Raw genomic sequence first — 10,595 nt, forward strand, 5'->3', positions numbered from 1 at the left:
GAACAGCGAAAGCGCAAGCATCGTTTCCAGGGGAATTATTGGGGCAGGAATGCCACTTTCAAAACTCCCCTGATAAAGCCGCCGCAGGCGACCGGAAGATCCGAGCGGGCCGCCATTGCCGCGACGGCTTTGGCGGGGCTCTGCTTCAAGTCCGTTGGATGGACACACCGCCATCGACCACCATGGCCGTTCCCGTGACGAAGCTGGATGCATCCGACGCCAGGAACAGCGCTGCCGCTGCAATCTCCGCCGGTGTAGCCAGGCGCTTGAGGGCGTGCAGGTTTTCGACAAAGGCGCGTGCCTCGGGCGTGGGGGTGCTGGCGCGGCCCATGGGCGTGTCGGTGCCGCCGGGCAGCAGGGCGTTGGCCCGCAGGCCGCGGGGGCCGTATTCAGCCGCGATGACCTGGGTGAGGCCGACGAGGCCGGCCTTGCTGGCGGCATAGGCGCCCATGCCGGGCAGGCCCGCCGTGTAGCCCACGAAGGTGGAGGTGAAGATCAGCGAGCCGCCGCCGCGTGCCAGCAGGGCTGGTATCTGGTGCTTGGCGCCCAGAAAGGCGCTGGTGAGATTGGTGGCGATGGCCTCCTGCCAGGCCTGCAGCGACAGGTCGGGCAGGGCGCAGGGATCGCCCGTCATGCCGGCATTGTTGAAGGCGATGTCCAGGCCGCCAAAGCGCGCCGTGGCGGTTTCGACCAGGGCCCGGGCCAGCGGCTCGTCCCGCACGTCGCCGGCCAGCGCGATGGCCTGGCCGCCGTCCTGCTCTATCTCCGCCACCAGTGCCTGCAGTTCCGGCTTGCGGCGGGCCGTGAGCACCAGCCTGGCGCCGTGGCGTGCGAACAGCCTGGCGGCTTCGCGGCCTATGCCTGAGCTGGCGCCCGTGATGAGGGCGACTTTTCCGTGGAGTTGCTGTGACGATGGCTGCATCTGGCACCTTTTCTTTCCGTGAATGAGGGAAAGCGGTTTGTAGTGCGGCGCAGGCGCGGGCGCATCCCGTTTCTTGCACCGGTGCGGCGCCAATGCGGGCCGCACTCAGTCTTTGCCCAGGTCCAGGTGTGCGAACAGGTCGGCCAGCGTGGGCGTGGAGCGCGCGGGCCAGATGGCGCTGAGGTCCAGGCTGGGCAGGGACCGGCCATCGCGCACTTCGCAAAATCGCACGCCGCGAAAGTCCATGGAGCGTATCCAGCTGGGCAGCAGTGCCACGCCGCAGCCGCCGGCCACGCAGGCCAGCACGGTGAGAGTCCGGTTGGCCTCCTGCGCCACATGGGCTTCGTGGCCTGCCTTGCGCAGCGCGTCGAGGATGCCGGCATGCAGCACGGGCAGCTGGGCCTGCGGGTACATGACCAGCCCGGCCTCGGCGATCTGCGCCAGGCTGACCTGGCCGTCCTCGCCGATCTGGAATTCGTCGGGCACGGCGGCCACCAGGCGCTCGCGCAGCAGCTGGCGCTCGCGCATGCGCCCGCCCACGGCCACGGGTGTGTGCATGAGGCCGATGTCGATGGCGCCGGTCTGCAGGGCCTCGGCCTGCTCGGCATTGCTCATCTCGCGCAGGATGACGCGCACGCCGGGCGCCTGCTGCCGCAGCGCGCGCAGGGCGCGGGGCAGGGTGCCGAACAGCGCCGAAGACACCAGGCCCACGGTGAGCTGGCCTGCACTGCCCCTGGCGATCTCGCGCGCGCGGCTGGCGGCGGCATCTATGCGGGCCACGCTGGTGCGCACGTCATCCAGCATGGCCAGGGCGGCCGGCGTGGGCAGGGCGCCCTGGCGCGAGCGCTGGAACAGCTGCACGCCCAGGTCTTTCTCCATGCGGGCCAGGGTCTGGCTCAGCGCGGGCTGGGCAATGCCCAGCCAGTCGGCTGCGCGGCTGACGCTGCCCTGGTCCACCACCGCGAGAAAGTAGCGCAGATGCCGGGTTTCCATATTGATCCGGTATGAATAAATCCATTTTGAAGAATGGAAATATATACCCCCCGTTCCTAGAATCCGGCCCCATGCCCCCAGCGCCGCGCCTTGCGTGGCGCAACCCACAAGGAGTTCTTCCCGTGCCTGCCGTGCCCCGGTTCGCCATTGCGTCCAGCGTCGATACCCACGCCCATGTCTTCGAGCGTGGCCTGCCCATGCCGGATGCGCGCCGCTACGCGCCCGACGAGGACGCGCTCCTGGGCAGCTATCTGCAGCATCTGGACACGCACGGCCTGGCCCATGGCGTGCTGGTGCAGCCCAGCTTTCTGGGCACGGACAACAGCTACCTGCTCCAGGCGCTGCGCGCCCAGCCGCAGCGCCTGCGCGGCGTGGCCGTGGTGGATGAGAGCACGGGCGATGAACAACTGCAGGCCCTGGCCGATGCCGGCGTGGTGGGCATGCGCCTGAACCTGATCGGCTTGCCTTTGCCCGATCTGAATGCGCCCGGCTGGCGCCGCGTGCTGGAGCAGGCCAACGCCCTGGGCTGGCATGTGGAGCTGCACCTGCAGGCCGGGCGCCTGCCGGACCTGCTGCCCGCCTTGCTGGCCGCCGGCTGCCGCGTGGTGGTTGACCACTTCGGGCGCCCTGACCCGGCCCTGGGCGTGCGCGACCCGGGCTTTGGCTATCTGCTGCAGCAGGCCGACAGCGGCCGTGTGTGGGTCAAGCTGTCCGCGCCCTACCGCACCTGGCAGGCCGCCGACTGCGCCGCCTCGGGGCGGCAGGCCACCGCGCAGTTGCTGCAGGCCTTTGCGGCCGAGCGATTGCTCTGGGGCAGCGACTGGCCGCACACCCAGCACGCGGGCCAGGCCAGCTATCCGGCGGCCGTGCGCTGGATGCACGACTGGCTGGACCCGCTGGACGATGCCGCCTCGCTGCAGGCCGTGCTGGGCCGCAGCGCCGTCGAGCTGTTCCGATTTCCGAGCCCGATTCAAACCCAAGGAGACACACCATGAAATCCCTGTCCAGACGCACCGCCGGCCTGTGGGCGGCCGCAGGCCTGATCTCGGCCGTTGCCGGCATGGCCGCGCCAGCCGCTGCGGCTGCAGCGGCCAACTACCCCGAGCGCCCCGTCACCCTGGTCGTGACCTATCCGCCGGGCGGCACCGTCGATGTGGTGGCGCGCCTGATCGGCCCCCGTCTGTCTGCCGAGCTGGGCCAGCCCGTGGTGATCGAGAACCGGGGCGGAGCAGGCGGCATGATCGGAGGCGCCCAGGTGGCCAAGGCCCAGCCCGACGGCTACACCCTGATGCTCGATGCCTCCAACCACGCGCAGAATCCCGCCATCCATGCGCGCATGCAGTTCGATACGCTCAAGGCCTTCGCGCCGGTCTCGCTGCTGCTGCGCGTGCCCAATGTGCTGGTGGTGGCGCCTTCGTCGCCCATCAAGAGCGTGCAGGACCTGATCCAGGCCGGCCGCTCCGAAGCGGGCGGGCATCTGTACTTTGCGTCGGCAGGCCCGGGCTCGGCCCAGCACCTGGCGGGCGAGCTGTTCAACCTGCTGGCCAGGACGCAGCTGCACCATGTGGCCTACAAGGGCGGCGGCCCGGCCATGATGGACGTGATGTCGGGCCAGGTGCCGCTGATGTTTGCCAGCATGGGCTCGGCCTGGCAGCACGTGAAGCCCGGCAAGCTGCGCGCGGTGGCCGTGGGCGGGCTGGAGCGCTCCAAGGCCGCGCCCGAGCTGCCGACCATTGCCGAGTCGGGCGTGCCCGGCTACGAGACCTACGAGTGGAACGCCATCTTTGCGCCGGCCGGCACGCCGCCCGCCATCGTGAACCGGCTGTCCACGGTGCTGGCCAAGGTGCTGCGCGAGCCTGCCATCGTGGAGCGGCTCGCTGGCATAGGTGCCGAGCCCATAGGCTCCACGCCGGCCGAGCTGGAGACATTCCGCCGCGCCGAGATCGCCAAATGGCAGAAGGTGGTGAAGGATTCGCGGCTCAAGCTGGACTGAACGCGTGCAGGCCAGAAAGCGGACCATTGCGGTTTGCTGTACACCGCGGGCAGCCCTTGCGCGTTGAGCAGGAACGGGCGCTGGCTTGAACGGGTTCTTACACCTTTTCAGGCGCAACGGCCCATGCGGCCCCAGGCGCTTGGTAGAAACGGGGCCTTTCCTGTTTCACCCCTTCAAAAGAACATGGCCATGCTTACCTTGCGATCCACCTTGCGCGCCGCGGCCGCCCTTGCGCTGGCCTGCTCGGCCCTTGCGGCCCAGGCGCAGACCTATATCAGCGGCTCGGTCTCGGGCCAGCTGGCTCCGGGTGTCTACGGCACCGTGGACATAGGCAATGCCCCGCCTCCGCCGCTGCTGTACCAGCGGCCCGTCATCATCGCGCCGGCGCCCATGGCCCCGCCGCCGGTCTACATGTGGGTGCCGCCCGGCCATGCCAAGCACTGGGGCAAGCACTGCGCACGCTACGGTGCCTGCGGCCGCCCGGTGTACTTCCTGCGCAATCCGCCGCCGCACTGGCGCGCCGGGCCGCCGCGCCACGATCCTCGCTGGCGCGAGGAGCGCCGCCACCGCGAATGGGAGCACCGCCGCGATGACCGCCGCTGGGACCGCCACGACCGCCACGATCGGCATGACCGCCACGACGACCACCGCGGCCGCGGGCATGGCCATGATCGCGGCCGGGGCCATGACCGCGATTGAGCGTCACTGCGCCCCAATAAGTTGTATCAAGCAGTTGCGGCGCCCCTGCGTCGCAGCCTGCGGCCCAGGCTTGGCGTTGAGCTATGCCGGTTTGCTATAGCTGCTAGCGGGCTTGCTCAGTAGTGCCTGGCTCGCGCCATGCTCACAATAGCTGTCATACCCATACTGATAGAGACAGCCATGCAAACGGCCATTCCCTGCCTGCTGATGCGGGGCGGTACTTCCAAGGGCCCTTTCTTCCGGGCCAGCGATCTTCCCTCCGACCTGCCCACGCGCGACCGCGTGCTGCTCGCGGCCATGGGCTCGCCCGACAAGCGGCAGATTGACGGCGTGGGTGGCGCCCATCCGCTGACCAGCAAGGTCGGCATCGTCAGCCTCTCCGACAAGGAGGGCATAGACCTCGAATTCCTCTTCGCCCAACTGCAGCCCGACAAGGACACGGTGGACACCACACCCAACTGCGGCAACATGCTGGCCGGCGTGGTTCCCTTTGCGCTGGAGACCGGCATGGTGCAGCCGCGTGGCGAGACCAGCACCTTCCGCGTGCTGACGCTGAACACCGGCATGGCGGCCGACATCACGGTGCAGACGCCCGGCGGCCAGGTGGAGTACGAAGGCTCGGCCCGCATCGACGGCGCGCCCGGCAGCTCGGCACCCATCGAAATCAGTTTCCTGGACACGGCCGGCTCGGTCTGCTCTGGCCTGCTGCCCACGGGCAAGCCCCGGGACACGGTCACGGTGACGGGCGAGGGGTTCGAAGACTTCACGCTTGACGTCACCTGCATAGACAACGGCATGCCGCTGGTGATCTTCAAGGCGTCCGATGTGGGCGCCACCGGGCAAGAGACCGTGGCCGAGCTCAACGCCGACACCGACCTCAAGCGCCGCATCGAGGCGCTGCGCCTGCAGATCTCGCAGACCATGGGCCTGGGCGATGTCTCGGCCAAGAACTATCCCAAGATGACCCTGATCGCGCCGCCCCAGCATGGCGGCGCGCTGACCACGCGCAGCTTCATCCCCCATGTCTGCCATGACGCCATCGGCGTGCTGGCGGCCGTCACCGTGGGCACGGCGGTGAAGATGCCGGGCACCGTGTGCGAGGGCGTGGCACAGCTGCAGCAGGGCACGGGTCCGCTCACCGTCTCGGTGGAGCATCCCACGGGCGAGTTCAGCGTCACGCTGGACAGCGACCCGGCCCATCCCGACGTAGTGACCAAGGCGGCCCTGCTGCGCACGGCGCGCCTGCTGATGCGTGGCGAGGTCATGGTGCCGCGCTCGGTCTGGGACGGCCGCAAGCAGGACTGAAGAAACAGCGCAGGGGCTTGCCGGCCCCTGCGGTGCAAGGGGCGGGCCGCGCGCGCAGATGCGGTATCCGCCAGGCTGAGAGACAGTGGAAGAGACAAGTCATGACATCCGTCCAGAAGGACGCCGCAGCAACCGGCGTCAATGTGCAGACCCTGCTCAACGAGCACCCGTTTTCGGGATTCCAGTGGGTGATCTTTGCGCTGTGTTTCCTGATCGTTCTGCTCGATGGCTTTGATACGGCGGCCATCGGCTATATCGCGCCCTCGCTGATCACCGAATGGGGCGTGAGCAAGCCCGCGCTGGCGCCCGTGCTCAGCGCTGCGCTGTTCGGCCTGGCCGCAGGCGCGATCTTCTCGGGCCCGCTGGCCGACCGCCTGGGCCGCAAGACCGTGCTCGTGGGCTCGGTCGCGGTGTTTGCCGTGGCCTGCCTGGCTTCCGGCTTTTCCCCCGACATCTGGACCCTGGCCGTGCTGCGCTTCGTCACCGGCCTGGGCCTGGGCGCCGCCATGCCCAATGCCGTCACGCTGATGAGCGAGTACTGTCCTGATTCGCGCCGCGCCACGCTGACCAACGCCATGTTCTGCGGCTTTCCGCTGGGCGCGGCCTTCGGCGGCTTTCTGGCGGCCTGGATGATCCCGCATTTCGGCTGGCGCAGCGTGCTCATCCTGGGCGGTGCCGCGCCGCTGCTGCTGCTGGTGGCCCTGGTCGTGCTGCTGCCTGAATCCGTGCGCCACATGGTGGCCAACAACTACCCGGCCGATCGCATCCGCAAGGTGCTGGCGCGCATTGCCGGTGATGCCGTGCAGGGCGTGCAGCGTTTCGTGCTGACCGAGGCCAGGCCCGAGGCCCAGGCCGGCAGCGGCATGGGCGTGGTGCTCTCGCGCCAGTACCGCGTGGGCTCGGTGATGCTGTGGATCGCCTACTTCATGGGCCTGGTCATCTTCTACGCGCTGATGAACTGGATGCCCGTGCTGTTCAAGGAAGCGGGCCTGGACCCCAAGACCGGCACCCTGGTGGCGGCGCTGTTCCCGCTGGGCGGCGTGGGCGCCGTGCTGTTCGGCTGGCTCATGGACCGCTTCAATGCCAACCGCATCATCGCCATCGGCTATGCGCTGACGGCGGCCTCCATCTGGTGGATAGGCCAGACGGCCGGCCACCTGGGCTGGCTGGTGGTGGCCGTCTTCCTGGCCGGCACCATCATGAACACCGCCCAGTCGTCCATGCCGGCGCTGGCCGCCGCCTTCTATCCGACACGCGGCCGCGCCACGGGCGTGGCCTGGATGCTGGGCATCGGGCGCTTCGGCGGCATCGCGGGCTCCTTCCTGGTGGCCGAGCTGTCGGCGCGCCACATGGCCTTCAGCGAGATCTTTGCCGTGGTGGCCATTCCTGGCGTGATCGCCATGGCCGCCCTCATCATCAAGCAGTACAGCAGTCCCGAGCCGCAGGGCGGCGCGGTGCCTGCCACGCCCCTTCATTGACACATTTCCACCCCATAAAGACGCAGGAGACCCTCCGATGATCATCGACGTACACGGCCACTACACCACCGCGCCCGCGGCCCTGGGCGCCTGGCGCGACCTGCAGATCGCGGGACTCAAGGACCCGTCCAAGGCCCCGCGGGCCAGCGAGCTGAAGATCAGCGACGACGAGATCCGCGAGACCATCGAGACCAACCAGCTCAAGCTGATGAAGCAGCGCGGCTCCGATCTCACCATCTTCAGCCCGCGCGCCAGCTTCATGGCGCACCACATCGGCGACTTCGAGACATCGAGCACCTGGGCCGCCATCTGCAACGAGCTGTGCTACCGTGTCAGCCAGCTGTTCCCCGATCACTTCATCCCGGCCGCCATGCTGCCGCAGTCGCCCGGGGTGGACCCCAAGACCTGCATTCCCGAGCTGGTCAAGTGCGTGGAGCAGTACGGCAACGTGGGCATCAACCTGAACCCCGATCCGTCAGGCGGCCACTGGACGTCGCCCCCGCTGTCGGACCGCTCCTGGTACCCCATCTACGAAAAGATGGTGGAGTACGACATCCCGGCCATGGTCCACGTCTCCACCAGCTGCAACGCGTGCTTCCACACCACGGGCGCCCACTACCTGAATGCCGACACCACGGCCTTCATGCAGTGCCTGACCAGCGACCTGTTCAAGGACTTCCCCACGCTCAAGTTCCTGATCCCCCATGGCGGCGGCGCCGTGCCCTACCACTGGGGCCGTTTCCGCGGCCTGGCGCAGGAACTCAAGAAGCCGCTGCTGGACGAGCACCTGCTCAACAACATCTTCTTCGACACCTGCGTCTACCACCAGCCGGGCATCGATCTGCTGACCAAGGTGATCCCGGTCAAGAACATCCTGTTCGCCAGCGAGATGATCGGCGCCGTGCGCGGCATCGACCCGACCACGGGCCACTACTACGACGACACCAAGCGCTACATCGAGGCCACGGCCAACCTCACCGAAGAGGAGCGCTACCAGGTCTACGAAGGCAACGCGCGCCGCGTGTTCCCGCGCCTGGACGCCGCCCTCAAGCAAAAGGGCCTGTAAGCAGGCCGCCACCACAGATCAAGGAGAACACCATGTACGAACTCGGTGTGGTTTACCGCAACATCCAGCGCGCCGACCGCGCGGCCGCCGACGGCCTGGCCGCCCTGGGCTCGGCCACCGTCCACGAGGCCATGGGCCGCGTGGGCCTGCTCAAGCCCTATATGCGTCCCATCTACGCGGGCCAGCAGGTCTCGGGCACGGCCGTCACCGTGCTGCTGCAGCCCGGCGACAACTGGATGATGCATGTGGCCGCAGAGCAGATCCAGCCCGGCGACATCGTGGTCGCGGCCGTGACCTCGGAATGCACGGACGGCTACTTCGGCGACCTGCTGGCCACCAGCTTCCAGGCGCGCGGCGCGCGTGCGCTGATCATCGACGCCGGCGTGCGCGACGTGAAGACGCTGCAGGAAATGAACTTCCCCGTGTGGAGCCGCGCCATCTCCTCCAAGGGCACGATCAAGGCCACGCTGGGCTCGGTCAACATCCCCGTGGTCTGCGCAGGCATGTGGGTCACGCCCGGCGATGTGGTCGTGGCCGACGATGACGGCGTGGTCTGCGTGCCCGCCGCCAAGGCCGCCGAAACCCTGGCTGCCGCGCAAAAGCGCGAGAGCTTCGAGGGCGAGAAGCGCGCCAAGCTGGCTTCCGGCGTGCTGGGCCTGGACATGTACAAGATGCGCGAGCCGCTCGAAAAGGCCGGCCTTCGTTACATCGATTGAAGGAGGGAATATGAGCGCTTTTGAAAAGACCCCCGGCTGGCTGGACTGGTACGCCGGCCCCTCCCAGCCGAAGTTCCAGGTGCCCGCAGGCGCTGTGGATGCCCACTGCCACGTCTTCGGCCCCGGCGATGAATTCCCCTTCGCTCCCGAGCGCAAGTACACGCCCTGCGACGCCAGCAAGCAGCAGCTGTTCGCGCTGCGCGACCACCTGGGCTTTGCGCGCAACGTCATCGTGCAGGCCACCTGCCACGGCGCCGACAACCGCGCCATGGTCGATGCCTGCAAGGCCGCCAACGGCAAGGCGCGCGGCGTGGCCACGGTGCGCCGCAGCGTGACCGATGAGGAACTGCAGGAGCTGCACGCCGCCGGCGTGCGCGGCGTGCGCTTCAACTTCGTCAAGCGCCTGGTGGACTTCACGCCCAAGGACGAGCTGATGGAGATCGCGGGCCGCATCGCCAAGCTCGGCTGGCACGTGGTCATCTACTTCGAGGCCGTGGACTTGCCCGAGCTGTGGGACTTCTTCACCAGCCTGCCCACCACCGTGGTCGTGGACCACATGGGCCGCCCCGATGTGAACAAGCCCGTGGACGGCCCCGAGTTCGAGCTGTTCCTCAGGTTCATGCGCGAGCACCAGAACGTCTGGAGCAAGGTCAGCTGCCCCGAGCGCCTGTCCGTCACCGGCCCCAAGGCGCTGGACGGTGAGCAAAATGCCTACCGTGACGTGGTGCCCTTCGCCCGCCGCGTGGTCGAGGAGTTCCCCGACCGCGTGCTGTGGGGAACCGACTGGCCCCACCCCAACCTCAAGGACCACATGCCCGATGACGGCCTGCTGGTCGATTTCATCCCGCACATTGCACCGACTGCCGAGCTGCAGAAGAAGCTGCTGGTCGACAATCCGATGCGCCTGTACTGGCCCGAAGAAGCCTGATGGCGACCATGTCCGGCCTGGGTGCCGGACATATTCAAGGAGATATCCATGGCATTGGACAAACCCTATCTGGACGTGCCCGGCACCATCATTTTTGATGCCGAGCAGTCCCGCAAAGGCTACTGGCTCAACCAGTTCTGCATGTCGCTGATGAAGGCCGAGAACCGCGAGCGCTTCAAGGCCGACGAGCGTGCCTACCTGGACGAATGGGCCATGAGCGAGGAACAGAAGCAGGCCGTGCTGGCCCGTGACCTCAACTGGTGCATGCGCACGGGCGGCAACATCTACTTCCTGGCCAAGATCGGCGCCACGGACGGCAAGAGCTTCCAGCAGATGGCAGGCTCCATGACCGGCATGTCCGAAGAGGAATACCGCAACATGATGGTGGGCGGAGGCCGTTCGGCCGAAGGCAACCGCCGCGTGGGCGAGGAGGGCGATGCCCAGGCCCACCGCCAGCCGCAGGGCAAGGCCGGCAGCGTGGACAAGAACAACAAG

At 68.0% G+C, this 10,595-nt stretch carries 11 protein-coding genes; 9 read left to right on the forward strand and 2 right to left on the reverse strand.

What is annotated here, in order from left to right; genetic code table 11:
* Positions 1 to 145: 145 nt before the first annotated feature.
* Both ACF8ML_RS19315 and ACF8ML_RS19320 read right to left on the reverse strand, forming a co-directional pair.
* A complete protein-coding gene (locus tag ACF8ML_RS19315; protein WP_392407684.1) occupies positions 146 to 922 on the reverse strand; it encodes an SDR family oxidoreductase in 777 nt (258 codons plus the stop codon).
* Between the two features lie 105 nt (positions 923 to 1,027).
* Positions 1,028 to 1,915: a LysR family transcriptional regulator gene (locus tag ACF8ML_RS19320; protein ID WP_016450439.1), complete on the reverse strand. Its 888-nt coding sequence runs from the start codon at positions 1,913 to 1,915 to the stop codon at positions 1,028 to 1,030.
* A 122-nt stretch (positions 1,916 to 2,037) separates the two neighbouring features.
* On the opposite strand from ACF8ML_RS19320, the gene ACF8ML_RS19325 reads away from it, so the two are divergent.
* The 9 genes from ACF8ML_RS19325 to ligA form a co-directional block, all read left to right on the forward strand.
* The gene (locus ACF8ML_RS19325) at positions 2,038 to 2,910 is read left to right on the forward strand and encodes an amidohydrolase family protein (protein WP_392407685.1); all 873 of its coding nucleotides are present in this window, start codon (positions 2,038 to 2,040) and stop codon (positions 2,908 to 2,910) included.
* Positions 2,907 to 3,908, forward strand: a complete 1,002-nt coding sequence (locus tag ACF8ML_RS19330; RefSeq protein WP_392407686.1) for a tripartite tricarboxylate transporter substrate binding protein — start codon at positions 2,907 to 2,909, stop codon at positions 3,906 to 3,908. The genes ACF8ML_RS19325 and ACF8ML_RS19330 overlap by 4 nt, the downstream gene beginning before the upstream one ends.
* Before the next feature lie 183 nt (positions 3,909 to 4,091).
* Positions 4,092 to 4,607, forward strand: coding sequence for a hypothetical protein (locus ACF8ML_RS19335; RefSeq protein ID WP_016450436.1), 516 nt, complete (start codon positions 4,092 to 4,094; stop codon positions 4,605 to 4,607).
* Positions 4,608 to 4,787: 180 nt separating this feature from the next.
* Positions 4,788 to 5,912: a 4-oxalomesaconate tautomerase gene (locus ACF8ML_RS19340; protein ID WP_392407688.1), complete on the forward strand. Its 1,125-nt coding sequence runs from the start codon at positions 4,788 to 4,790 to the stop codon at positions 5,910 to 5,912.
* A gap of 101 nt (positions 5,913 to 6,013) precedes the next feature.
* On the forward strand, positions 6,014 to 7,390 hold the full coding sequence (locus ACF8ML_RS19345; RefSeq protein WP_047327539.1) for an aromatic acid/H+ symport family MFS transporter: 1,377 nt from the start codon (positions 6,014 to 6,016) through the stop codon (positions 7,388 to 7,390).
* A gap of 37 nt (positions 7,391 to 7,427) precedes the next feature.
* The gene (locus ACF8ML_RS19350; RefSeq protein ID WP_016454681.1) at positions 7,428 to 8,456 is read left to right on the forward strand and encodes an amidohydrolase family protein; all 1,029 of its coding nucleotides are present in this window, start codon (positions 7,428 to 7,430) and stop codon (positions 8,454 to 8,456) included.
* 32 nt (positions 8,457 to 8,488) lie between these two features.
* Positions 8,489 to 9,172 (forward strand): 4-carboxy-4-hydroxy-2-oxoadipate aldolase/oxaloacetate decarboxylase, encoded by a 684-nt coding sequence (gene ligK, locus ACF8ML_RS19355; RefSeq protein WP_392407690.1) that lies wholly within the window; start codon positions 8,489 to 8,491, stop codon positions 9,170 to 9,172.
* A gap of 10 nt (positions 9,173 to 9,182) precedes the next feature.
* Positions 9,183 to 10,100 carry an amidohydrolase family protein gene (locus ACF8ML_RS19360; RefSeq protein ID WP_392407691.1) on the forward strand — a complete coding sequence of 306 codons (918 nt, stop codon included), beginning with the start codon at positions 9,183 to 9,185 and terminating at the stop codon, positions 10,098 to 10,100.
* 48 nt (positions 10,101 to 10,148) lie between these two features.
* The coding region (gene ligA / locus ACF8ML_RS19365; protein ID WP_392407692.1) for a protocatechuate 4,5-dioxygenase subunit alpha at positions 10,149 to 10,595 on the forward strand (447 nt) is incomplete at its 3' end.

The sequence above is a fragment of the Delftia sp. WSY_10 genome (assembly GCF_043104705.1).
GTDB lineage: Bacteria > Pseudomonadota > Gammaproteobacteria > Burkholderiales > Burkholderiaceae_C > Comamonas > Comamonas tsuruhatensis.

Bases quoted from the DNA above. Each gene is read 5' to 3' on its own strand.
- ACF8ML_RS19315 (WP_392407684.1), bottom strand. From the start codon at position 922: ATGCAGCCATCGTCACAGCAACTCCACGGAAAAGTCGCCCTCATCACG.
- ACF8ML_RS19320 (WP_016450439.1), bottom strand. From the start codon at position 1,915: ATGGAAACCCGGCATCTGCGCTACTTTCTCGCGGTGGTGGACCAGGGC.
- ACF8ML_RS19330 (WP_392407686.1), top strand. From the start codon at position 2,907: ATGAAATCCCTGTCCAGACGCACCGCCGGCCTGTGGGCGGCCGCAGGC.
- ACF8ML_RS19335 (WP_016450436.1), top strand. From the start codon at position 4,092: ATGGCCATGCTTACCTTGCGATCCACCTTGCGCGCCGCGGCCGCCCTT.
- ACF8ML_RS19340 (WP_392407688.1), top strand. From the start codon at position 4,788: ATGCAAACGGCCATTCCCTGCCTGCTGATGCGGGGCGGTACTTCCAAG.
- ACF8ML_RS19345 (WP_047327539.1), top strand. From the start codon at position 6,014: ATGACATCCGTCCAGAAGGACGCCGCAGCAACCGGCGTCAATGTGCAG.
- ACF8ML_RS19350 (WP_016454681.1), top strand. From the start codon at position 7,428: ATGATCATCGACGTACACGGCCACTACACCACCGCGCCCGCGGCCCTG.
- ligK (WP_392407690.1), top strand. From the start codon at position 8,489: ATGTACGAACTCGGTGTGGTTTACCGCAACATCCAGCGCGCCGACCGC.
- ACF8ML_RS19360 (WP_392407691.1), top strand. From the start codon at position 9,183: ATGAGCGCTTTTGAAAAGACCCCCGGCTGGCTGGACTGGTACGCCGGC.